The following is a 20,802-nucleotide window of genomic DNA, read 5'->3' on the forward strand; positions in this document are numbered from 1 at the left end:
GCCGCTACTGTAGTACGCATGTCCGAGCGCCCCCCGGTCGCACTCACGCTGGCGAAGCTGGCAGGGTGCTGTCTGCTGGCCAGCGTCGTCGCCACCGCGCTGATGTTTCCATTTGCCGGCGGGGTGGGCTTGATGTCCAACCGGGCCTCCGAGGTCGTCGCCAACGGCTCGGCGCAGCTCCTCGAGGGCCAGGTCCCTGCCGTGTCGACGATGGTCGACGCCAAGGGCAACGTCATCGCCTGGCTGTACTCCCAGCGCCGCTTCGAAGTGCCGTCGGACAAGATCGCCAACACCATGAAGCTGGCGATCGTGTCCATCGAGGACAAGCGGTTCGCCGATCACAACGGCGTGGACTGGAAAGGCACGCTGACCGGGCTGGCCGGCTATGCGTCCGGCGACACCGGCACCCGCGGCGGCTCCACGATCGAGCAGCAGTACATCAAGAACTACCAACTGCTCGTCACCGCGCAGACCGACGCGGAGAAACGCGCGGCCGTGGAGACCACGCCCGCGCGTAAACTGCGCGAGATCCGGATGGCGCTCACGCTGGACAAAACCTTCACCAAACCGGAGATCCTGACCCGCTACCTCAACCTGGTGTCCTTCGGCAACAACTCCTTCGGAATTCAGGACGCGGCGCAGACCTACTTCGGCGTCAACGCCATCGACCTGAACTGGCAGCAGGCCGCACTGCTGGCCGGCATGGTGCAGTCGACCAGCACCTTGAACCCGTACACCAACCCCGAAGGCGCGCTGGCCCGGCGCAACCTGGTGCTGGACACCATGATCGAGAACATCCCCGACCAGGCCGACGCGCTGCGGGCGGCCAAGGCCCAGCCGCTGGGGGTGCTGCCGCAGCCCAACGAGTTGCCCCGGGGCTGCATCGCGGCCGGCGATCGCGCGTTCTTCTGCGACTACGTCCAGGAGTACCTGTCGCGCGCCGGGATCAGTAAGGAGCAGGTGGCCAGGGGCGGCTACCTGATCCGCACCACGCTGGATCCCGACGTCCAGATTCCGGTGAAAGCGGCCATCGACAAGTTCGCCCCACCCACCCTGAGCGGCATCTCGAGCGTGATGAGCGTGATCCTGCCGGGCAAGACCTCGCACAAGGTGGTGGCGATGGCCAGCAACCGTAAATACGGTCTGGACACCGAGGCCGGCGAAACCATGCGCCCCCAGCCCTTCTCGCTGGTCGGCGACGGCGCCGGGTCCATCTTCAAGTTGTTCACCACGGCCGCGGCCATGGATATGGGGATGGGCATCAACACCAACCTCGAAGTGCCCGGGCGGTTCCAGGCCAAGGGGCTGGGTAGCGGTGGCGCCAAAGGATGCCCGAAGGACACCTGGTGCGTGGTCAACGCCGGCAACTATCGCGGCTCGATGAACGTGACCGAGGCGCTGGCCACGTCGCCCAACACCGCGTTCGCCAAGCTGATCTCGCAGATCGGCGTATCGCCCGCGGTCGACATGGCCATCAAGCTGGGCCTGCGGTCCTACGCCAACCCCGGCACCGCACGCGACTACAACCCGGACAGCAACGAGAGCCTGGCCGACTTCGTCAAGCGCCAGAACATCGGCTCATTCACCCTGGGCCCCATCGAGGTCAACGCGCTGGAACTGTCCAACGTGGCAGCGACGCTGGCCTCCGGTGGCATGTGGTGCCCGCCCAACCCGATCGACAAGCTGATCGACCGCAACGGCAACGAGGTGTCCGTCACCACCGAGACCTGCGAGCAGGTGGTGCCCGAGGGGCTGGCGAACACGCTGGCCAACGCGATGAGCAAGGACGCGGTGGGTGGTGGCACGGCGGCGGGCTCGGCCGGTGCGGCCGGCTGGAATCTGCCGATGTCCGGGAAGACGGGCACCACCGAGGCGCACCGCTCGTCGGGCTTCGTCGGATTCACCAACCGCTACGCGGCCGCCAACTACATCTACGACGACTCGCCGTCGCCGACCGATCTGTGCTCCGCCCCGCTGCGGCACTGCGGCAGCGGCGACCTGTACGGCGGTAACGAGCCGGCGCGCACCTGGTTCACCGCGCTGCAGCCGATCGCGAACAACTTCGGTGAAGTCCACCTGCCGCCCACCGATCCGCGGTACGTGGAGGGTTCGCCGGCCGGCCGGGTGCCCAGCGTGGCCGGCCTCGACCTCGAGCAGGCCCGCCAGCGGCTGCGGGACGCCGGCTTCCGGGTCGCCGACCAGCCGAACTCGGTCAACAGCAGCGCCAAGTACGGCGAAGTCGTCGGGACCTCGCCCAGCGGCCAGACGATCCCCGGTTCGATCATCACCATCCAGATCAGCAACGGCATCCCGCCGCCACCGCCGCCACCGCCGGAGGGTCTGCCGCCGGAGGTGGTCGGATCGCAGGTCGTGGAGATACCCGGCCTGCCGCCCATCACCATTCCGCTGCTGGCCCCGCCGCCACCGGCGCCGCCGCCTCCGTAATCCCTGTTCGACGCGGGAAACGCGCCTCGACGCGGTGACCGGCAGTATCCTGCCTGCATGGCTGATGTACTGCCCGTCTTGTTACGCACCGGCGCCGCACTGGCCGGATCGGCGGTTGCCGGAATCGGTTACGCCTCGATAGTGGAGCGCAACGCGTTCGTGCTGCGCGAGGTGACGATCCCGGTCCTGAGCCCGGGTTCCACGCCACTGCGGGTGCTGCATGTCAGCGACCTGCACATGACGCCCAACCAGCGCCGGAAACAGGCCTGGTTGCGTGAGCTGGCCGGCTGGGAGCCCGATCTGGTGGTCAACACCGGCGACAACCTGGCCCACCCCAAGGCGGTTCCCGCGGTGGTGCAGGCGCTGGGTGATCTGCTGTCCCGGCCCGGTGTGTTCGTCTTCGGCAGCAACGACTACTTCGGCCCACGGCTGAAGAACCCGGCGAACTACCTGACCAACCCCGACCACCGGGTCAAGGGTGAGCCACTGCCCTGGCAGGACCTGCGGGCGGCATTCACCGAGCGCGGCTGGCTGGACATGACGCATACCCGGCGCGAGTTCGAGGTGGCCGGCCTGCACATCGCCGCGGCGGGCGTCGACGACCCACACATCGACCGGGACCGCTACGACACCATCGCCGGCCCGGCCAGCCCCGCCGCCAACCTGAAGCTCGGGTTGGTGCACTCGCCCGAACCGCGGGTGCTGGACCGCTTCGCCGCCGACGGCTACCAGTTGGTGATGGCGGGGCACACCCACGGCGGGCAGCTGTGCCTGCCGTTCTACGGGGCGCTGGTGACCAATTGCGGCCTGGACCGTTCCCGGGCCAAGGGTCCGTCGCAGTGGGGTGCGAACATGCGGCTGCACGTCTCCGCCGGCCTCGGCACGTCACCGTTCGCCCCGGTGCGGTTCTGCTGCCGCCCCGAGGCCACCCTGCTGACGTTGATCGCCACCCCGATGGGTGGCCGGGACGCGACCAGCAACCTGGGGCGCTCGCAGCCCACCATGTCGGTGCGTTGACCGATCGGGCTCGGGTCGCGGTTCGCACTCGGTCCCGCGATTGGGCCGACAACGCGATTCGGCTGATCGAGGCGGACGCTCGGCGTAGCGCCGACACCCATCTGCTGCGCTACCCGCTGCCCTCGGCGTGGGGTCACGACTGCGGAGTGGCGTTGTATCTCAAAGACGAGACGACGCATATCACCGGCAGTCTCAAGCACCGGCTGGCCCGGTCGCTGTTTCTGTACGCGCTGTGCAACGGGTGGATCGACGAGGGCACCACGGTGGTCGAGGCGTCTTCGGGTTCCACGGCGGTGTCCGAGGCTTATTTCGCGGCGCTGCTGGGTCTGCCGTTCGTCGCGGTGATGCCGTCGGCAACCAGCGCCGCCAAGGTCGGACTGATCGAATCCCAGGGCGGCCGTTGCCATTTCGTGGAGCACTCGGGCGAGGTCTACGCCGAGGCGGCGCGGGTCGCCGCGGAGACCGGCGGGCATTATCTGGACCAGTTCACCAACGCCGAGCGCGCCACCGATTGGCGGGGCAACAACAACATCGCCGAGTCGATCTATCTGCAGATGCGCGACGAGACACATCCGATTCCGGCTTGGATCGTGGTGGGGGCGGGTACCGGCGGCACCAGCGCCACGATCGGCCGCTATATCCGCTACCGGCGGCACGCGACCCGGCTGTGCGTCGTCGACCCGGAGAATTCGGCGTTCTTTCCGGCGTTCGCCGAGGGGCGCTACGACATCGTCACCGGCGCGTCTTCGCGGATCGAGGGGATCGGCCGGCCGCGGGTCGAGCCGTCGTTCCTGCCGTCGGTGGTCGACAGGATGGTCTCGGTGCCCGACGCGGCCTCGATCGCGGCTTCCCGTCATGTCAGCGCGGTGCTGGGGCGCCGGGTGGGGCCGTCCACCGGCACCAACCTGTGCGGCGCGTTCCAACTGCTCGCCGAGATGGTCGCCGACGGCCGTAGCGGATCGGTGGTGACGCTGCTGGCCGACAGCGGCGACCGCTACGCCGACACTTACTTCGACGACGACTGGGTGGCCGCCCAAGGCATCGATCCGAGCGGTCCGGCGCAGACACTGGCCGAGTTCGAGCGTTCCGGCCGCTGGGCATAGCCCGTGCCCCCTCTCGCCCCCGGGACCACGCGTTTGGCGGCGCGCGGGGGCGGTGCGATACGCTGTCGAGGCTTCAAGCGGGGTGTGGCGCAGCTTGGTAGCGCGCTTCGTTCGGGACGAAGAGGCCGTGGGTTCGAATCCCGCCACCCCGACTCAGTTTCTCAGCAGGTCACAGCGCATGCCGCCAGACCAGCACCGACAGCGCGGCCACCCAGGCCGCCGAGATCAGCAGGCCCGCGACGGCTTGGCCGCGCCCCTCGCCGGGATTCTTGATCTGGACCAGCGCGGTGATCGCACAGATCACGCTGAGGCCGACCGCGCCGATCATGGAGAACACGAATGCCGTCGAGGCATAGATATTGGTCGCGGGTTCCGGCGTCGCTCCCGGGGCGGTCGGCGATCCGCTGATGGCTCTGGTCATTTCGGCAATTTCCTTCCGTCAACAATTGACGGTCCCAACCGCCGCTTGGAAATCGCTCAAAGCTTTCTAAACGTACTCGCGATCGAAAAAGCCGATGCGGGCCGGGGGAGAAAACCCCCGGCCCGCATCGGCCCTGCTAACAGCGCTAGTACCAGACCCTGCGACCGCCAACGGGGCGCCCGACCGCGCCCAGGATCCACAACACCACGCCGACGAGCAGCAGGATGCCACCAATCGTGTACAGAATGCTGATGCCGGTGAAATAGCCCACCACCAGCAGAACAATGCCCAGGATAATCACGTCGCGCCCCTTCTGTTGAACGCTGTCGAATTGATCGAACGAGGTGTGAATACCCCACTGTTCGAAGCTCCAATCGCGAATTTTCGCGGCAGATTCTGCGAGGATCCGAGGCCGAGTTCTAGCTCGCCGCGCGCGGCCGGAACCGCACTCTGGTGCCGCGGCGCGGCGCCAGCATGATGGATCGCCGCACGATCCGCTCCGGCGCGGCGTCCACGGCGCTGAACTCGCCCTCGCGCAGCAGCACCTGCAGCACGGTGATCAGCTCACGCATCGAAAACGCCGCGCCCAGGCAGCGTTTGACGCCGCCGCCGAACGGTACCCAGGCGTAGCTCTGGGGTGCGGATCCCGAGAAAGCGCTCCGGCCGGAACTCGAGCGGGCTCTGGTAGACGGCCGGGTTGCGGTTGATGGCGATGATGTGCACGACGATGCGCGTTCCGGCCGCGACCGTATATCCGCCGATCGGAAAGGGTTTCGCGGCAACCCGCGCTGTCAGCGGCGCCGGCGGACGCACCCGTAGCGTCTCGTCGATCACCGCGGTGGTGAACGCCTCGTCGCCGCTCAATGCCTCCTCGCGCACCCGCCGCAGCGCGTCGGGGTGATGCAGCAGCAGATCGAAGATCCAGGCCAGCGTGGTCGCGGTGGTCTCGTGACCGGCCAGCATCAGGGTGACCAGATCGTCGCGAATCTGGCTGTCCGACAACCCTTCTCCGTCTTCGCCGCGAGCGTTGACCAGCAGCGAGAGGATGTCGCGTCGCGATACCGGATCGGGGTCGCGGCGGCGCCGCGCGGCGATGAGCGGCAGCACGACGGCGTCGATTTCGCGGTTGGCCCGGGCGCGCGACGGCCACACCCGCAGGGTGCCGAGTCCGCGCAGCGCATAGCGAACCGTCAATTGCTCTGACACACCGAGGTTCAGCAGTCTTTCGAAGGGCTGCCCCAGCCGTCGTACTTCGTCGGGATCTTCGGCACCGAAGGTCACCCGCACGATCACGTCGAGCATCAATGCCCTTGCCGCATGCAGCATTTCGAACGGGCGGTCGACGGGCCAGTCCCGCATCGCAGCCCGCGTGCACGCCTCGATGATCGGCACGTAGCCGTTGAGCGCGGTGCCGTGCAGCGGCGGCGTCAACAGTCGGCGACGCCGCAGGTGTTCGGGCTCCTCTTGCACGAACATCGAGCCGGACCCGTAGATAGCGGCGGCCGGCCCCACCCCCTCGCCCCCGAGTAACACGTCGGTGGATGCGGTGAACACTTCCTTGGCCAGCGCCGGGTCCGAGACGATGGCGACGTCCCCCAAACTGAGGATCGGCATCGTCATGATCGGCCCGTACCGGCGGATCAGCCGCAACATTCGTCGCTCGCCACCCACCAGGTAGGCGAGCGCGTAGGCGGCCGCGAAGAGGCTGCGCAGCCGGCGGGGAGCGGGTAACCCGGGTGGAGAAGCCGGCGGAGCTGCCACCCTCCCGACCCAACACGGCCGGGCGGGTCAGGTCAACAACCGGCGGGCGTGCGGCGACCGATCAGGCGCAGTCTGCGCAGATCTGGCGCCCGCCGCCGGAGACGCGCAGCCGGTTACGGTGCTGCACCAGGAAGCAGCACGAGCAGGTGAACTCGTCGGATCGCTGCGGAATCACCACCACCGACAGTTCCTCTCCGGACAGATCGGCGCCGGGCAGTTCGAAGAACGGAGATTCGTTGGGGTCATCGTCGATGACGGCGGTGGCCAGCTTCGGCAGCGGGCCCAGCTCGCGGAGGGCGCTTTTGTCTGCGGCGTCGGCCTCGGTCACCCGGCGGGCGTCGTAATCACTGACGGTCGGCATGGGGGTTCCTTCCTGCTGAGTGACCGGGTTACGCACCTCGCGGTGGCCCGTTGGCGCAGGAAGTACCCCGTTCGAAACCGAATCACACCCGGCAGATCGAACAATTCGCGATTACCGCGCAGGAGCGTGCACGGCGGACCAGCCATTCGATTCGCGGCTGCGGCCGCGCGACACCCAAGCCATGCCGAACCATGGCGCCATGATGGCCAGCACCAGCGCGACGCCGGCCACCAGCAGGTGCCCGGTGAGCAACGCGACTACGCCGACTATCAAGCCGACGGCCCAGACCCCGGCCGCGGCGAGGCCGGGCAGCGTCACCGTCGGTACCTCGGATTCGCTGCTCGGGACCGGCCCGTGGACGGCCGTGTCGGTTGCGATGTGTCCCATTGTCACTCCCCCAGCGAACCCGTCATCAGCACCTGGCTACTGTAGCCTATGGATACTGTTGACTCACGCGGCAATTTGCTCGCGACCCGCTAGGGCTACCCGATTCATCGGACCGGTTAAACCCAGCCGCGATGAGACGGCGGATAGCGGGTATAGCTTCGTGCTGTGAGCGACACTGCGCTGCTAGTTATCGACATGTTCAACGATTACCGCCATGAGGACGCCGACGAGCTGGCCCACAGTGCGGCCCGCGTCATCGACCCGCTGCTCGGGCTGATCGAGAACGCCAAGGACAATGCTGCCGTCGACCTCATCTACGTCAACGACAACCTCGGCGATTTCACCGCCGACCGTGGGGCCATCATCGACAACGCCCTGCAGGGGAAGCACCCCGAGCTGATCGAACCACTGGTGCCCACGCCCGACTGCCCGCTCATCACCAAGGTCCGGCACAGCGTGTTCTACTCCACCGCGTTGGACTACCTGCTGCATCGTCTCGACACCAAGCGCATCGTGCTGGCCGGTCAGGTCACCGAGCAGTGCATCCTCTACAGCGCACTGGACGGTTATCTGCGTCACTACGAGGTCGTGGTCCCGCCCGACGCGGTCGCCCATATCGACGAGGAGCTGGGGTCGGCCGCACTGAAGATGATGGAACGCAACATGAGTGCGGAGTTGCTGCCCGCCGCCCGCTGCTTTGCGAAACAAGAAAGGCAACCCCGATGACCGAACGCAAGAAAGCCGAATCCGACGTGGAGGCCGACGAGCACACCGCCAACTCGCGCGCGGGCCGTGGCGACGACGGCGAATACGTGGGACGCACCGCGGCCGACGACGACTTCGACGCCGGCGAGACCGGCGCGGAGGCGCGCAGCAAGGATCGGTGACCACCGCCCCGACGACTACCGGCGCACCTCGGTGACCAGGGCCCGGTGATCGGAGATCGGCATCAACTCCGCGGTCGCGGCAACGCCGTGCAGATCCGGGTCGTCGGTCAGGATGTGATCGAGTTGCCGCTGGGGTGCGGCGGCCGGAAAGGTCGGCGCCGTGGCCAGCGCGCGCATCCCCGACCAGCGGTGCACCGCCGCGGGAGTGAGGTTGAGATCGCCGATCAGCAGTCGCGGCCCGGGCAGCCCGCGCAGGTCGCGGGTCAGGCGCCGCAGCTGGCGCAAATTCCAGCCGGGCACAAAGGACAGATGGGTGTTGGCCACGGTCAGCGGCCCCAACGGAGTCTGCAGCCGGGCGATCACCGCCGCCCGCGGCTCCTCGTCCACGATCAGCACCCTGTTCGGGCCGGGCAGATACATCGGAAACCGAATCGGGATCCGGGGGAACCGGACCACCTGCCAACTGGTCGCGGGGAACCGGGACAGCAACGCGATCCCGTAGGCGGCGGTCCCGGGTTGTTCGCGACCCGTCGCCGCCATCCAGGTGGCCCCCGGCGTGCCCGAGATCGCGGCCACGAACCGGTGCTCGACGGCGCCCATCGCTTCGGCTGCCGCCGCGGTCAAGTCCGCGTGCCCGGAGCGGGGCTGGTCGAGGTCGACCTCCTGCAGTGCCAGCACGTCGGGATCGAGTCGCCGCACGCAGTCGCGCAGCCGCTGCGGGTCGACTCCGTCGCCGACGGTGCGTCCGTGCAGGATGTTGAAGGTCGCCACTCGCATGGCTAGGCCCGCGCTCCCGGCACCTCTTCCCGCGCCGCCACCGACCTGGCGTCGCCGGTGTCGAACACCTCGATGACGACGTCGTCGTCGCGGTAACAGCCCAGCGGCTCGAGCCCCGGTGTCGCCGCGATGACGGCGTGGGCGGCGTCACCGGTCAATGGATAGTCGGCGACGGGATGGCGCCAGTGCGCGGCGATCACGGTGGCGCCCGGCGCCAACCGAGGGCACTCCCGGCGCAACACCGTCGCCAGGGTGTCGGCATTCAGGTAGTACGCGACCTCGCTGAGCACCACCAGGTCGAACGGGCCGGCCGGCCACCGCTCGTCCAGCGATCCGCGGGACAGGCTCACCCGGTCGCGGCAGCCGTGCTCGCGTAGCCGGGCGTCGGCACCGGTTACGGCCGCCTCGGCCACGTCCACGGCGGTGATCCGCTCGCAGCGGGCGGCCAGCAGCGTGGTCAGCGCACCGATCGAGCAGCCCGGCTCGAAAGCGTGCCGGTACCGGCTGCGCGGTAGCAGGGCCACGGTGATCGCGTACTTGCGTTGCTCGTACCAACGCGAGGACAACTGCCACGGATCCTGGGCGTCGGCGTACATCCTGTCGAAGTACGCATCTGGCAAACGCGGGGTGTGCGCAGTCACAGAAACACCATCTCCCCCACCGCCATAAGCCGCTCCAGCACGAAGGGCGGCAGCACCGCGTCCGGTCCGTGCGGCTCGAACTGACTTCGAAAGCATTGTGCGGCTTGTCTTTTACGTTGCACGGCCCAGTCGTCGAGCGGCACCGTCCGGGGCCCGATGCCACGGCACGTCCGGGTCCCCCCGGAATTGCCCAGTGCCACATCCACACTGGGTATTCGATGAGTTCGACGCCGGTGCGTGCGCAGGCCGCGGCCGCGGCCCGCCCGACGGCTTCGTGATCGGGGTGGCCGTCGCCCCGCCAGGTCGCCGCACACCACGTTCCGGGCGGCCGACCGTCCAGGCACCGCGTCAGCAGCGCCGCCAGCCGATCCTCATGGTCGGTCAGCCGGCCGTCCGGCAGTCCGAGGCGCAGCGGGCTACCGACCTTTAAAATCTCTGCAGCACAGCGCAATTCGTCGCGCCGTCGCGCCTCCCAAAGTAAGCCGTTCGGCCGCCGACGCAGCCGGGTCCGCGCCACCCCCCGTCGCTGACCGCCACCAGTTGCACCGGCACGCCCGACGCGGCGAGCTGCGCGGCCGTCGCCCCGATGCCCAGAGTCTCGTCGTCGGGGTGCGGAGCGACCACCACCAGACCGGCGCACTCGTCCAGCTTCAGTGCCGGTGGCCGATCGGCCGCCAGCCAATCCTGCACGGCGGTACCGCCTCCGGCCAGCGGCCTGGCCGCAAACCGCGGCCCGTTGGTCTTCAACGCCCGCGCCGCCCGGCCAACCGCCCCAGTTCGGCCAGGTCGCGTTCGGCGTGACTCTGGCGTATGTAGATGCTCAGGTCGGCGACCCGCTGGGCGTGCCGACCGTCCTGGCACAGCGGTCCGGGCCCCAGCGCCCGTCCGGTGCGCGAGATCGCCTCGTCGACGGCATGTTCCACCACCGCGCGGACCCGGCGCGCCAGTAGTTGCGCCGTGCCGGCTTTGTCGAAGGGATCCGCGTCGACCTGCCCGGCGGCCAGGGCCAACACCGCGTCGCCGGCGGTCAGCGCGGCGTCTACCGCCCCCAGATGCGCCAACGCGTATGCGTCGGCGGATTCGCTGCCCGCACTGCGATACAACGGCTCGGCCACCCGCCGCGCCCCACCCAGCCAGCAGGCGGCGACACCGATCGCGCCGTGCCAGAATCCGGCGCGGCTCAGGTACCCACCGGGCGCCCCGACCAGGACTGCGTGCACGTTGTTGAACTGCACCGACCGGGTGTCGCTGCCGGCCATCCCGGGATTCCACCAGGTACTGGGCAGCGGTTTGACCCCGGCATCGGTGAGTGTGACCGCGAACAACCCGCGGTCACCGCCCTCCATCCGAGCGGTGACCAGTGCATTCGTGCAGAACCCGGCACCCGAGCACCACACCTTGGTGCCGTTGAGGACGAACCCGTCACCGGCGACCTGGGTGGCGGTCAGGACCGCCTCCGACGCCTCGGCCGCCCAAACACCCCACAGCTGACCGGGTTCCGGTGGTTTGCCGCCCAGCTCGTGCAGGATCGCGACGGCGTCGACGTGCGCCTCGGCGATCCGGGCGGCGGCGATGTCTTCCTCGGCCAGTCGGCCCAGGCGCTGCCAGCGTTCCGCGGTGCAGCCCGAGCCCGGCAGCGGCAATTCCAGCCGCCCGGTTTCCAGCCAGTGCCGGACCAGCCCCGCCGTCATGCGGGCTCCCCCGCCTTGGGGTGCACCGCAGTCCCCCGCCCCGCGCTGGTCAGGGAACGCAGATGACGGGCGAATCCGCGGGGTGCCCGCCCTTTGGTGCGCGCCGAGGTGACGACCGATTGCGCGGTGTCCCGGTGAATGCGGTAACCGGCCGTCTCGAACCGCGCCACCAGGTCCACGTCCTCGTCGGAGGAAAGTGAACGGAATCCCCCGACGGCCCAATAGGCGCGGGAGCTGAAACCCATGTTCGCGCCGTGCACGTGGTCGTGGCCGCCGTCCACCCGCTTGTTGTAGGCCTCCAGATACCGGCGCACCACGTCCAACCCGTGCGGCCGCCAATCGGCGACCCGCACCAGGCCAAGGAACATCTCTGCGCCACAACCCAATTGGCGGCTCAGCCAATCCGGTTCCACGGTGCTGTCCGCGTCGGTGGTGGCATACCAGGCGGCGAGGTCGGTCCCGCACAGGGTGCGGGCGTAATCGAAGCCGGCCGCGCGGGCGGCACCGACGTTGCGCGCGTCGATGCGGACGAAATGCACATCCGGCCCGTACCGGCCGGCGAGGTCGGAACTGTCGTCGTCGCTGGCGTCGAGCACCACCACGATGGTCACCGGAGCGTGTACGCACAGGGCCGCGGTGACCATGGCGCGCAGACAACCCGGCAAACTCGCGCGTTCGTTGTGGGCGGGTATCACCACGGCCACCTGCTCGTAGGTAGGCGGCATAGCGGTGGGCATGGTTCGCTAATTTCCCGTTTCGATACCGGTTAAACCGTTGCCGGACAGCATCACAGGTTGCCGGACGCGTCGGCGGGGTATCCGTCACCATCATGTCCGACACCCCGCCAGAGGCCGTTGCGCTACGCGACGCACTTCGGTGCGCGGCGTCGGCGCTCAAGGAGCACGGGCCGCCCTTCACCCTGGCCGGGGGCTACGCGTTATGGGCTTACGGTGCACCCGAACCGACGCACGACGTCGACCTGATGGTCTGCGAGGACGACGTTCCCGCTGCGGCGACCACGCTCGGCAAGGCCGGTTTCCGGATCGAACGACCACCCGAGGATTGGCTGTTCAAAGCGCATCTCGGCGATGCGATGGTCGACGTGCTGCACTGCGTCAACGGCAGGACGGTGACGCCGCAAGTATTGGGCGCAGCGGAACAGCGTGTGGTGCTGGCCATTTCGATGCCGGTGTTACCTCCCACCGAGGTGTTCATCCAGAAACTGCGCGCCCTGACCGAACACCACTGCGATTTCGCATCGTTGCTGCCGGCGGCGCGGGCGGTTCGGGAAAAGCTGGACTGGCCCCGGATCGAGGCCGAGACAGCCGACAATGCCTTCGCTGCCGCTTTTCTGATGCTGGTCGAACGTCTCGGCCTGCGCGACTGAGCGGCGCACGGCACCAAGGCTCAGTGGTTGCGTAGTTTCGCGACCAGCTTGTCCTTGGTCAGACTTGAGTAGCCGGTTACGCCAAGCTCTTTGGCCCGCTTCTTCAGCTCCGGCACGGTCCAGTCGTCGTAAGAGCCGGCCTTGCCGCCTTTGCGGGCAACTTTCGACTTCCCCTGTCCGGCGGCCGCGTTGGAGATCCTCGCGGCCTTCTCCTTCGAGTCGCCCTTCTTGCGTAAGTCTTCGTAGAGCTTTTCGTTCTTGATCGACGAGTTCGGCATGAGAAGTAACCTCCTGCGCACTTTTTTTGATACCGCAGGCAGGATGCCCCGTCCGGGGCCGGTCAAACCGCGGCAAACCGCCTTGCGCCGACAGGACACCACGCGACGGACTAGCCAATTAACGAACCGTTTGGCCAGCGCCGATTATCGGCGATATCAGGCCGGGTACCCGCAGAACTTGAAAACTTTGCCTCAACATTCCGCACGTAATGGTGACCAGATGCAGATCGCGATCGTCTGCGGCGATGACGAAACCGCCGTTGGTGGCGGGTTCGGCGGCTCTGAGCTGGCCGAATTCGGCGCCGCGCTCGCGGCGCAGCACCACACGATCAACGCATACCGGCCGCACGCCGAAGTTCCAGCCGAGCCGTCGGCGCCGACTCTGGTGCTTCCCCACCTCGGCGCGTGGGCCGACCAACTCGACCGCGCGTGGGCGGCGAATCCGCCCGACGTCGTACACGCCTTCGGATGGCTGGGTGGCTTGGCGGCTCAACTGGCCGCTCGCCGACACGAACTGCCCCTGGTGCAGAGCTTCCACGGTCTGGCCGAGTCGAGCATCCCGGGTGAACGGGTGCGCCTGGAGCCGCTGCTCGTCCGCAACGCGAACTGGGTGACCGGTGGCAGCAGCGCCGAGGTCGACGCGCTGGCGCGACTGCGCCGCAGCCGCGCCCAGCTCTCGGTGCTGTCCAGCGGAGTCGATGTGGATCGGTTCGCTCCCGCCGATCCGTCGGCCGCCGACGGGCCGGTCCGCATTCTGCAGGTGGAGCCGAATGCTCTGCCGCAGCACGGCTTCGACAAAGTGATTCGGATTCTGCCGATCCTGCCCGGCGTGGAACTCGTCCTGGCCGAGACCGACGCCGGCGACCCTCGCCATGACCGGGAACGCACCGCGCTCAACCGTCTGGCCACCGGGTTGGGAGTGCAGGATCGCGTTCGGTTCGCGGGTTCGGTTGCCGCCGAGGAACTTCCGGCGCTGGTGCGCTCTGCCGATGTGGTGGTGTGCGCAGCACGGCACGCTCCGCAGGCGACAACCGCGCTGCGGGCGATGGCCAGTGGCGTGGTGGTGGTGGCGACCGCTGTCGGCGCACTCACCGACACCGTCATCAATGGTGTCACCGGCCTGCTGGTCTCCCCGGCCAAGCCGTACGAACTGACCGCGGCCCTGAAATCGCTGCACGGTCAGCGATTTCAGCGTCAAAGCATGGGCGCGGCCGGCCGGGCTCGGGCGATATCACGCTTCACCTGGGATCGAATCGCCCTCGACGCGCTCGGCGTCTACCAGCGGGCGACCGCCGACCGCACGAAGTCCAGCGCGATAGCTTAGGCCGCGTCGCCCGTGTCGATTACGACCGCCGGCGATGCGATCCGCTACGAGGAGTTCCGCACCGCTGACACCGCCGCGATGCGACGATTCTTCGCGGACGCCTACCCGCCTAGCTGGCGGGTCGGCGCCGTGTCCGACGGTGCGCAGCTGACCCACCGGCGCTTCGCGACGGATTCGGTGACGCTGAACGAAGTGCTGATCGACGGCCGGCTGAGCTGCGAAATCGAGGCTTTCGACACGGTGCTGGCAATCCATCCGCTGTCAGGTTCCATGGCGGTGACGGCTGAACCGAAGCGTGGGCTGGAGACTGTGGTCATCGCCGCCGACGCTCTGCCGTGCGCGATCGATGTCGAGGACGCGCGGTTTCGGGTCGTGGGCCTGGGTATGAGAGAGCTGAGCAGGGTCGCGTCGGAGGGGAAAAGCATTCCGCCCCAACATGTTCGGTTCCTGGACTATAAACCGCGATCGGCCGCCGCCGCGAACAGCTGGACCAGGGCGCTGGACTACGTCGTCACCAGCTTCGGCGACGTGGATAGCGCGCGTCAGCCGTTGCTGGTCGGGGCGGCCGCGCACCTGCTGAGCGCCGCCCTACTGGACTGCTTCCCCAACAACGCCGGCACCGGGCAGGATTTGCTGAGCGAGCCGGACCTGCCGCCGGCGTTGAAAGGGGCGATCTCGTTCATTCACCGCCACTGCGCGGACGGCATCGGCGTCAACGACGTCGCCGACTCGCTGCGAATGACGCCGCGCGCGGTGCAGTACCTGTTCCGGCGCCACCTGGCCACCACGCCTACGGAGTATCTGCGCCGCGTGCGCCTGCACCACGCCCATCAGGAGCTGCGGGCCGGTGATCGATCGACGGCGACGGTGGGTGAGATAGCCCAACGCTGGGGTTTCAGCCACACCGGCCGATTCGCCGCGCTGTATCGCCGCAGCTACGGCCAGAGTCCGCAGGCCACCCTGCATCAGCAGGGCTAGTCAGCGCACCTCGCGCGGGGTGCGCACCAACCGATCTAATCGGAACGCCGCGTCTTCGTCGTGGTCGCCGTTCCCGGCGATCTCGGCGACCACGAGTTCGGCGATGTTGCGCAACTTGACGTTTGATTCCTGCGACATCTTCACCAACCGTTCGAATGCCGCATCGGAGTCGATGCCGTACCTCAGCATCAGGATGCCCATCGCCTGGTTGATCACCGCGCGTCGGGAATCCACGGCCAGCAGCGCCTCGCTGAGGTGCTTTTGCAGGTCAGCGTCGTACTGCTCGGTGATGTCGATGTAGTAACCGCCGATTCCGAGCAGCCGTCCATCCGGCCCCGGGAACCGGTCCCCGACCACCACCACGACGTGCGTTTCGCCGCGGGTGTCGACGATGCGGTGCCGGCTGCTGAATGCGGTGCCGTGCCGGCGTACCTGCTCGATCAGTTCGGCGACGCTCGGTTTGTCATCCGGGTGCTTATGTTTGAGCAGTAGTTGGGTGGTGGGCGTCACGCTGCGCGGTTCGTAACCGTGCATGCGGGCAACTTCTTCGGACCATTCCCACCGGTCTTCACGCGTCAGGTACCGGAAGCGCCCCACCGGCGGCCACCGCCGGCCCCTCTTTCGCCGCGAATCTGCGCACACCAGCTCAATAGTATTCGGACCTGCTGGTGCTGCGGTGTGAATGCAGAGAACCGAGTCCCCCGACCAGCCGGTGGAAGTCAGGCCGTCTTTGCCAGAGCGGACGGGCGGGATACCTTGTCATCCTTCGCGATTCGCTGAATCATCGCGCGGGTGGCTTTCTCCAGCACCTGTTGCGCCGCCGCCGGACGACGGGCCCGGCGGGCGCGCTGCGCCGCCGCAGCGATCGTGACGCCCTGCCGGTACGCACTGACCACTCGGGGATCCACATACGAGCTTCGCGCCACCGCGGGTGTGTTGCCGAGCTCCGCGGATACCTCGCGCATGACGGCGGCCTCGACTCGCTTGGCCACCCGCTGCGAGACGGCCGGGTCCGCATCGACGAAGGCGGCCGCGGCCAACACGGTGCCGTGCCAGGTGCGCAGGTCCTTGACGCTGTAGCCGTCGCCGAGGAGTTCCTTGAACCGCGTGTTGAGGTCGTCGGCCCGGACTTCCACCCAGTCGGAACCGTTGCGCCACACCAACAATCGGTCGGTGCCGCCAGTTCTGCGTAGCAGTGCCCGCACCGCGCGGACCACCTCGGCATCCTTGATCTCATAGGTGCGCTGGACTCCGCTCTTGGCGGGGTAGTCGAAGGCGACCGCGTCGCGGCGCACGCTCACGTGCTCACGCAGCAGGGTGGCCAGGCCGTACGACTCGTTCTCCTCGACGTATCGTTCGCCGCCGGCCCGGAAGTAGCCGAGATCCAGCAGATGCAGGCCGAGCGCCAGGACGCGTTCCCGGGACATGCCGCGGCCCTTGAGGTCACGCGCGATCCGCTCGCGCCACGCCGGCAACTCCGTGGACAGCTCGAGCACCCGGTCGAACTTCTCCTCGGCCCGTTCCTGCTGCCAGCTCTGGTGGTAGAGGTACTGGCGCCGACCGGCCGCGTCGGTGCCGACGGCCTGGATGTGCCCATTGGGAAACGGCGATATCCACACTTTGCGCCAGGCGGGCGGAATGACGAGGTCTTTGATGCGTTGTACCGCGTCCGGATCGGTGAGCAGGTCACCGTCGGGGCCGTAGTAGGCGAAGCCCTTGCCGCGGCGCTTGCGCGTAATCCCCGGCTTGTCCAGCACGCTGCGGCGTAGCCGCATCTTGGTCCTCCGCGCGTTCCCGACTCGAGTCGGCTGCAAGCTGAGTTACCCGCGCGGCCGACGGCTACACCTGCCGGCGTCCGGACTCTGGCAGGTCGCGGGTGCGCAACAACAGCGGCACCACCAGCCAGGAGAACCCGAACAGTGCCAGCGCACACGCCCCGGCGACCAGACCCGCGGCGGTGCCGGCTACCGAATCGAAGATGATGACGGTCACCCCGGTCAGCGCCAAGCCCAGCAGCACCAGCCCGCCGTAGGCGCACCGGTGCGCCGCCGACACCAGCACCGAGATCCGATGTCGCCGAAACAGCAACCGGTGCAAGCCCACTGGTGCGATCAGGAACACCGTCGCGGCCACCGAACAACCGACGGTGACCAGGTAAACCGCTCGCATGTCGTCGCCCAGCACGTCGAACCGGGCCTGGAACGGCAGAGTCAGCAGGAACCCGGTGAGCAACTGCACGCCGGTCTGCACCACCCGCAACTCTTGCAGCAGGCTGTTCCAATTTCGGTCCAGCCGTTCGACTTCGGTCTCGCCGCGCTCCCGGTGGTCCCAGCCCTGGTCTTCCTCGGGATGATCGACATCCATGGCCTGATAATGCCGAACGACCCGCCACTGCGCTGTGGCGGGTCGTTCGCGGGTTGTTGCGGGAGATCAGCCGGCCATGAACTCGTGGTAAGCCGATTCCAGGTGCGGCGGCAGCGCCGACACGTTGCATTGCTGTTCGGTGTCGCCGATCGGCGCCAGAATCCCACGCAGATCGTGGTATTCGTTCGGGTGCGCGGTGAAGTAGGCCCGAATGTTGGCGGCCGCGTCGCCGCGGGGCTGGCCGTAGGCGGCCATGACCACCTGGTTGGCGCCCGGGTGACCGGCCAGGTACTGCTGCGCCGCGCCCTGCACCGACGACACCGTCGCGTTGACACCTTCGGGGCTGCAGTCGGGTGCCGCCGCAGCCGACGGCGCACCGGCGATCCCGACCGCGATTCCCCCGAGCAGGCAGCCGGCGCTGATGCCGGCAATTCGCCGACGCGCGACAATACTGCTGATTTTCATGATGATTTGTTCCTCCGAATGAGTGAACCGATTTCGTGGAGCGCCCGAGTCCCCTGAATCCAAAGTAACCACGCGGGAACCGATGCGGCCGCTCTGTTCGCCGACGACGAACGTGCGTTTGAAACTGCCGCTGACGCTTATGTGACGCAACGCAACCTAAGTGGCGGAAAACGCTAAGCAAACTGGCAAATTTACGCCGGAGAATTGAGAATCCTTAAAGACCGCGAAGAATTCTTAACGGTCTGTGACCTTTATTCGTGACCCAACCGTGACGTCGGCCTCACCGGTTGAGCTTGCCTTCACGCACGCCGGTCAACCCGTCCTCCAGCGTCGGATACAGCGGAAAGGTCTTGTCCAGGCCGGTTAGGTGAATCGGACGTCGGGTCGCCGGGCCGCGTGCCACCACGCCGAACTCGGCGCCGTCCCCGAGTTTCTCGTAGGTGGACGCCAGAATTTTCAGCCCTACCGAGCCCAGGAAGTCAACCCCGGACAGGTCGATGATCAGCGCACCCGGATTGTCGGCAATCACGCCGCCGATTGCCTCTTCCAGGGCCGGCGCGGTGACCAGGTCGATTTCGCCGCCGATGCTGAGCACCACTACCCCGTCATGGTCGGAGACCGTGGCGGTGATCGAATCAGGAGCTGACAATGGCGATCCTTTGTCCGGGTCTTCGGTGTGCTGCCAGCCTAACGTGCGGCGCTTACCGCGAGAAGAAGAAGACCTCAACACGCCCGAGGTCACACCCCCAAGCTAGTCTCGCCATAGCGCGACCACTGGGTAGAGCTTTTCGCACGCGCCAGAGGGCTTGGAGGGACGGATGTCCGATTCGCCGACAGATCTCAGCACCGCCAGTACCACGGCCGGCGTCTCCAGCGAGGGTTTGCTGCCCCAGCTGGTCCAGCATCTGCGTCGAAACCGGACCGCCCTGCGCGAGGAGTGGGCCCGCCGGATCACCGAGGCCGAACTGCTCACCGCGATGACCCCGGAGGAGATCTTCTCCGAGGCCACCGCCGTCTACGACAACTATGTCGAGGTGCTCGAGACTGGCAGCGTCGAAGCCCTGCAGGACTATGCGCGCGATCTCTCTTGAGCGCATCATTCCCCGCGGCGTGGAAACCGACGAGGTGCTGGGCATCGTGCTGTTGCTGCGCGACGTGCTGGCGCGCTCGTTGTTCGAGAAATACCAGGCCGAGTTCGACATGCTCAACCGCGTCCTGGACGCCTACGAGCCGGCTGCCAACCGGATCGCCAACACCGTGGGCGTCAGCTTCGTCCAGGAACGCGAGCGCATCATCCGCCAGCAGCAGGAAGCGATCCGCGAGCTGTCCACGCCCGTGCTTCAGGTCCGCGAACAGCTGCTCATCCTGCCGATCATCGGTGTGCTGGACAGCCAGCGCGCCCGGCAGGTCACCGAGCAGCTGCTGCGCGCCATCCGCGCCAACCGCGCCAAGGTGGTGGTCATCGACATCACCGGTGTGCCCACCATCGACTCGACGGTGGCCAACCACCTGGTACAGACGGTCGACGCGTCCGGGCTGATGGGTGCCAGTGTCATCATCACCGGACTGTCCTCGGAAATCGCCCTGACCTTGGTGACGATCGGTCTCGACCTGTCCAAGATGAACGCCGTCGGCGACTTGCAGGGCGGTATCGAGGAAGCCGAACGCCTGCTGGGTTACGAAGTCACCCGCACCGGCGAGTAACGGCCCCGAAAACAGCCCATGCCAGTACCGATCTTGAAACAGGGCGCGATCCTGATCGCCACGGTGCAGGCCGCGCTGACCGACTCCGACACCGAGCGGCTGCGCGAAGACCTGATGGAACGGGTCAGCCGGTTCCGCGCGCAGGGCATTGTCGTCGACGTCACCGCGATCGACGTGATGGATTCCTTTGCGGCGCGGTCGCTGCGCACCATCGCGCACATGACCCGGCTGCGCGGGGCCACCACCGTGATCGTCGGTCTGCAGCCGGAGGTGGCCTTTGCCATGGTGCAGCTCGGGCTGGCCTTCGACGACATGAGCACCGCGCTCGACCTCGAAGAAGGCATCGCGCTGCTGCACAAACGTCTGGGACTGAACAGATCGACGATCGGGCGCGACGGTGGCGGGTGAGACAGTGGTCGCCATCAACACCTCCGACGACATCGTCGCCGCCCGCAAAGCCGGGCACCAACTGGCGCTCGATCTGGGTTTCTCGCTTACCGACGTCACCATGATCGCGACCGCGATCTCCGAAATAGCCCGCAACATCACCAGCTATGCCGGTCGCGGCCAGGTTCGGGTGGCGGTGGCCGAGCGGGAGGGCCGCAAGGCGCTGGTGGTGCGGGCCGAAGACGACGGCCCCGGCATCGCCGACATCGACCGCGCCATGGAAGACGGCTACACCACCGGCCGTGGTCTGGGCATGGGCCTGCCCGGGGCCCGCCGGCTGATGGACCGGTTGATCGTGGAGTCCGCGCTGGGCCGCGGCACGGTCGTCGAAATGTGGAAATGGGTTCCGGCCCGTGGGTGACCC

The 20,802-nt window shown here is 67.6% G+C and carries 26 protein-coding genes, 1 tRNA gene and 3 pseudogenes; 12 read left to right on the plus strand and 18 right to left on the minus strand.

The annotated features are described in order from the left end of the window. The first annotated feature begins 18 nt into the window (after positions 1-18). The 4 genes from ponA2 (at position 19) to L6444_RS28175 (ending at position 4,717) form a co-directional block, all read left to right on the plus strand. Positions 19-2,445, plus strand: a complete 2,427-nt coding sequence (ponA2, locus tag L6444_RS28160) for a transglycosylase/D,D-transpeptidase PonA2 (RefSeq protein WP_236978654.1) — start codon at positions 19-21, stop codon at positions 2,443-2,445. A 57-nt stretch (positions 2,446-2,502) separates the two neighbouring features. Next, positions 2,503-3,462: a metallophosphoesterase gene (locus L6444_RS28165; protein ID WP_236978656.1), complete on the plus strand. Its 960-nt coding sequence runs from the start codon at positions 2,503-2,505 to the stop codon at positions 3,460-3,462. Continuing rightward, on the plus strand, positions 3,459-4,565 hold the full coding sequence (gene cds1, locus L6444_RS28170) for an L-cysteine desulfhydrase Cds1 (RefSeq protein WP_236978658.1): 1,107 nt from the start codon (positions 3,459-3,461) through the stop codon (positions 4,563-4,565). The genes L6444_RS28165 and cds1 overlap by 4 nt, the downstream gene beginning before the upstream one ends. Positions 4,566-4,643: 78 nt before the next feature. Continuing rightward, positions 4,644-4,717 (plus strand) — tRNA-Pro (locus tag L6444_RS28175). 17 nt (positions 4,718-4,734) lie between these two features. Here the strand turns inward: L6444_RS28175 and L6444_RS28180 are convergent. From L6444_RS28180 to L6444_RS28200, 5 genes and pseudogenes are all read right to left on the minus strand, one after another. Beyond that, positions 4,735-4,986: a hypothetical protein gene (locus L6444_RS28180; protein ID WP_236978660.1), complete on the minus strand. Its 252-nt coding sequence runs from the start codon at positions 4,984-4,986 to the stop codon at positions 4,735-4,737. A 145-nt stretch (positions 4,987-5,131) separates the two neighbouring features. Continuing rightward, entirely contained in the window at positions 5,132-5,287 is a 156-nt protein-coding gene (locus tag L6444_RS28185; RefSeq protein WP_180915734.1) for a hypothetical protein, read from the minus strand. A gap of 118 nt (positions 5,288-5,405) precedes the next feature. Further along, a pseudogene (locus L6444_RS28190) lies at positions 5,406-6,747 on the minus strand (cytochrome P450). 61 nt (positions 6,748-6,808) lie between these two features. Continuing rightward, positions 6,809-7,108, minus strand: coding sequence for a DUF4193 domain-containing protein (locus L6444_RS28195; protein ID WP_236978662.1), 300 nt, complete (start codon positions 7,106-7,108; stop codon positions 6,809-6,811). Between the two features lie 111 nt (positions 7,109-7,219). Then, positions 7,220-7,495, minus strand: a complete 276-nt coding sequence (locus tag L6444_RS28200; RefSeq protein WP_236978665.1) for a hypothetical protein — start codon at positions 7,493-7,495, stop codon at positions 7,220-7,222. 165 nt (positions 7,496-7,660) lie between these two features. Here L6444_RS28200 and L6444_RS28205 point away from each other — a divergent pair, with 165 nt between their 5' ends. Together L6444_RS28205 and L6444_RS28210 are read left to right on the plus strand one after the other, a co-directional pair. After that, positions 7,661-8,221: a cysteine hydrolase family protein gene (locus L6444_RS28205; RefSeq protein ID WP_236978667.1), complete on the plus strand. Its 561-nt coding sequence runs from the start codon at positions 7,661-7,663 to the stop codon at positions 8,219-8,221. After that, positions 8,218-8,382, plus strand: coding sequence for a hypothetical protein (locus L6444_RS28210; protein WP_236978668.1), 165 nt, complete (start codon positions 8,218-8,220; stop codon positions 8,380-8,382). Before L6444_RS28205 ends, L6444_RS28210 begins: the two co-directional genes overlap by 4 nt. A 15-nt stretch (positions 8,383-8,397) precedes the next feature. Here the strand turns inward: L6444_RS28210 and L6444_RS28215 are convergent, their stop codons facing one another. The 7 genes and pseudogenes from L6444_RS28215 to L6444_RS28240 all read right to left on the minus strand — a co-directional run bounded on the left by L6444_RS28215 (position 8,398) and on the right by L6444_RS28240 (position 12,228). Further along, complete coding sequence (locus L6444_RS28215; RefSeq protein ID WP_236978670.1) at positions 8,398-9,159, minus strand: endonuclease/exonuclease/phosphatase family protein; 762 nt, start codon at positions 9,157-9,159, stop codon at positions 8,398-8,400. 2 nt (positions 9,160-9,161) lie between these two features. After that, positions 9,162-9,755 (minus strand): SAM-dependent methyltransferase, encoded by a 594-nt coding sequence (locus L6444_RS28220; protein ID WP_236984470.1) that lies wholly within the window; start codon positions 9,753-9,755, stop codon positions 9,162-9,164. Between the two features lie 41 nt (positions 9,756-9,796). After that, complete coding sequence (locus L6444_RS31340) at positions 9,797-9,943, minus strand: hypothetical protein (protein WP_236978672.1); 147 nt, start codon at positions 9,941-9,943, stop codon at positions 9,797-9,799. A 158-nt stretch (positions 9,944-10,101) separates the two neighbouring features. Continuing rightward, positions 10,102-10,317: pseudogene (locus L6444_RS31345) on the minus strand (hypothetical protein); the annotation flags it as partial. Then, positions 10,227-10,547, minus strand: coding sequence for a PIG-L deacetylase family protein (locus L6444_RS31350; RefSeq protein ID WP_255731106.1), 321 nt, complete (start codon positions 10,545-10,547; stop codon positions 10,227-10,229). The pseudogene L6444_RS31345 and the gene L6444_RS31350, both read right to left, overlap by 91 nt. Continuing rightward, positions 10,544-11,491 (minus strand): acyl-CoA dehydrogenase family protein, encoded by a 948-nt coding sequence (locus L6444_RS28235; RefSeq protein ID WP_236978674.1) that lies wholly within the window; start codon positions 11,489-11,491, stop codon positions 10,544-10,546. Before L6444_RS28235 ends, L6444_RS31350 begins: the two co-directional genes overlap by 4 nt. Continuing rightward, positions 11,488-12,228 (minus strand): glycosyltransferase family 2 protein, encoded by a 741-nt coding sequence (locus L6444_RS28240; protein ID WP_236978676.1) that lies wholly within the window; start codon positions 12,226-12,228, stop codon positions 11,488-11,490. Before L6444_RS28240 ends, L6444_RS28235 begins: the two co-directional genes overlap by 4 nt. A 92-nt stretch (positions 12,229-12,320) precedes the next feature. Here L6444_RS28240 and L6444_RS28245 point away from each other — a divergent pair, with 92 nt between their 5' ends. Further along, positions 12,321-12,878, plus strand: coding sequence for a nucleotidyltransferase family protein (locus L6444_RS28245; protein WP_236978684.1), 558 nt, complete (start codon positions 12,321-12,323; stop codon positions 12,876-12,878). Positions 12,879-12,898: 20 nt separating this feature from the next. Here the strand turns inward: L6444_RS28245 and L6444_RS28250 are convergent, their stop codons facing one another. Then, a complete protein-coding gene (locus L6444_RS28250) occupies positions 12,899-13,156 on the minus strand; it encodes a DUF7218 family protein (protein WP_236978686.1) in 258 nt (85 codons plus the stop codon). A 220-nt stretch (positions 13,157-13,376) separates the two neighbouring features. On the opposite strand from L6444_RS28250, the gene L6444_RS28255 reads away from it, so the two are divergent. Together L6444_RS28255 and L6444_RS28260 are read left to right on the plus strand one after the other, a co-directional pair. After that, on the plus strand, positions 13,377-14,480 hold the full coding sequence (locus tag L6444_RS28255) for a glycosyltransferase (protein ID WP_236978687.1): 1,104 nt from the start codon (positions 13,377-13,379) through the stop codon (positions 14,478-14,480). Between the two features lie 12 nt (positions 14,481-14,492). Further along, positions 14,493-15,458, plus strand: coding sequence for a helix-turn-helix transcriptional regulator (locus L6444_RS28260; protein ID WP_236978689.1), 966 nt, complete (start codon positions 14,493-14,495; stop codon positions 15,456-15,458). Here the strand turns inward: L6444_RS28260 and L6444_RS28265 are convergent, their stop codons facing one another. The 5 genes from L6444_RS28265 to L6444_RS28285 form a co-directional block, all read right to left on the minus strand. Then, entirely contained in the window at positions 15,459-16,055 is a 597-nt protein-coding gene (locus tag L6444_RS28265; protein ID WP_236978691.1) for a PAS and ANTAR domain-containing protein, read from the minus strand. 122 nt (positions 16,056-16,177) lie between these two features. Continuing rightward, positions 16,178-17,233 carry a DNA topoisomerase IB gene (locus tag L6444_RS28270; RefSeq protein ID WP_236978693.1) on the minus strand — a complete coding sequence of 352 codons (1,056 nt, stop codon included), beginning with the start codon at positions 17,231-17,233 and terminating at the stop codon, positions 16,178-16,180. Positions 17,234-17,297: 64 nt separating this feature from the next. After that, positions 17,298-17,822, minus strand: a complete 525-nt coding sequence (locus L6444_RS28275) for a DUF6328 family protein (protein ID WP_236978695.1) — start codon at positions 17,820-17,822, stop codon at positions 17,298-17,300. A gap of 66 nt (positions 17,823-17,888) precedes the next feature. Then, positions 17,889-18,287 carry a heme-binding protein gene (locus L6444_RS28280; RefSeq protein WP_236978701.1) on the minus strand — a complete coding sequence of 133 codons (399 nt, stop codon included), beginning with the start codon at positions 18,285-18,287 and terminating at the stop codon, positions 17,889-17,891. Between the two features lie 280 nt (positions 18,288-18,567). Continuing rightward, the gene (locus L6444_RS28285; RefSeq protein WP_236978702.1) at positions 18,568-18,936 is read right to left on the minus strand and encodes an STAS domain-containing protein; all 369 of its coding nucleotides are present in this window, start codon (positions 18,934-18,936) and stop codon (positions 18,568-18,570) included. A 169-nt stretch (positions 18,937-19,105) separates the two neighbouring features. On the opposite strand from L6444_RS28285, the pseudogene L6444_RS28290 reads away from it, so the two are divergent. From L6444_RS28290 to L6444_RS28300, 3 genes and pseudogenes are all read left to right on the plus strand, one after another. Next, a pseudogene (locus L6444_RS28290) lies at positions 19,106-19,991 on the plus strand (STAS domain-containing protein). Between the two features lie 18 nt (positions 19,992-20,009). Beyond that, positions 20,010-20,399 (plus strand): STAS domain-containing protein, encoded by a 390-nt coding sequence (locus tag L6444_RS28295; protein ID WP_180915757.1) that lies wholly within the window; start codon positions 20,010-20,012, stop codon positions 20,397-20,399. Beyond that, positions 20,389-20,799, plus strand: a complete 411-nt coding sequence (locus L6444_RS28300) for an anti-sigma regulatory factor (RefSeq protein ID WP_236978703.1) — start codon at positions 20,389-20,391, stop codon at positions 20,797-20,799. Before L6444_RS28295 ends, L6444_RS28300 begins: the two co-directional genes overlap by 11 nt. The last annotated feature ends 3 nt before the right edge of the window (positions 20,800-20,802 follow it).

Origin of the sequence: Mycobacterium kiyosense (genome assembly GCA_021654635.1) — a bacterium.
GTDB classification, from domain to species: Bacteria; Actinomycetota; Actinomycetes; order Mycobacteriales; family Mycobacteriaceae; genus Mycobacterium; species Mycobacterium kiyosense.

What these genes read in the sequence shown, in the direction of transcription:
- L6444_RS28195 (WP_236978662.1), bottom strand. Translation starts at nt 7,108, where the DNA reads ATGCCGACCGTCAGTGATTACGACGCCCGCCGGGTGACCGAGGCCGAC.
- L6444_RS28245 (WP_236978684.1), top strand. Translation starts at nt 12,321, where the DNA reads ATGTCCGACACCCCGCCAGAGGCCGTTGCGCTACGCGACGCACTTCGG.
- L6444_RS28200 (WP_236978665.1), bottom strand. Translation starts at nt 7,495, where the DNA reads ATGGGACACATCGCAACCGACACGGCCGTCCACGGGCCGGTCCCGAGC.
- L6444_RS28270 (WP_236978693.1), bottom strand. Translation starts at nt 17,233, where the DNA reads ATGCGGCTACGCCGCAGCGTGCTGGACAAGCCGGGGATTACGCGCAAG.
- L6444_RS28210 (WP_236978668.1), top strand. Translation starts at nt 8,218, where the DNA reads ATGACCGAACGCAAGAAAGCCGAATCCGACGTGGAGGCCGACGAGCAC.
- L6444_RS28250 (WP_236978686.1), bottom strand. Translation starts at nt 13,156, where the DNA reads ATGCCGAACTCGTCGATCAAGAACGAAAAGCTCTACGAAGACTTACGC.
- L6444_RS28295 (WP_180915757.1), top strand. Translation starts at nt 20,010, where the DNA reads ATGCCAGTACCGATCTTGAAACAGGGCGCGATCCTGATCGCCACGGTG.
- ponA2 (WP_236978654.1), top strand. Translation starts at nt 19, where the DNA reads ATGTCCGAGCGCCCCCCGGTCGCACTCACGCTGGCGAAGCTGGCAGGG.
- L6444_RS28235 (WP_236978674.1), bottom strand. Translation starts at nt 11,491, where the DNA reads ATGACGGCGGGGCTGGTCCGGCACTGGCTGGAAACCGGGCGGCTGGAA.
- L6444_RS28215 (WP_236978670.1), bottom strand. Translation starts at nt 9,159, where the DNA reads ATGCGAGTGGCGACCTTCAACATCCTGCACGGACGCACCGTCGGCGAC.
- L6444_RS28275 (WP_236978695.1), bottom strand. Translation starts at nt 17,822, where the DNA reads ATGGATGTCGATCATCCCGAGGAAGACCAGGGCTGGGACCACCGGGAG.
- L6444_RS28180 (WP_236978660.1), bottom strand. Translation starts at nt 4,986, where the DNA reads ATGACCAGAGCCATCAGCGGATCGCCGACCGCCCCGGGAGCGACGCCG.
- L6444_RS28165 (WP_236978656.1), top strand. Translation starts at nt 2,503, where the DNA reads ATGGCTGATGTACTGCCCGTCTTGTTACGCACCGGCGCCGCACTGGCC.
- L6444_RS28255 (WP_236978687.1), top strand. Translation starts at nt 13,377, where the DNA reads ATGCAGATCGCGATCGTCTGCGGCGATGACGAAACCGCCGTTGGTGGC.
- L6444_RS28280 (WP_236978701.1), bottom strand. Translation starts at nt 18,287, where the DNA reads ATGAAAATCAGCAGTATTGTCGCGCGTCGGCGAATTGCCGGCATCAGC.
- L6444_RS28240 (WP_236978676.1), bottom strand. Translation starts at nt 12,228, where the DNA reads ATGCCCACCGCTATGCCGCCTACCTACGAGCAGGTGGCCGTGGTGATA.
- L6444_RS28220 (WP_236984470.1), bottom strand. Translation starts at nt 9,755, where the DNA reads ATGTACGCCGACGCCCAGGATCCGTGGCAGTTGTCCTCGCGTTGGTAC.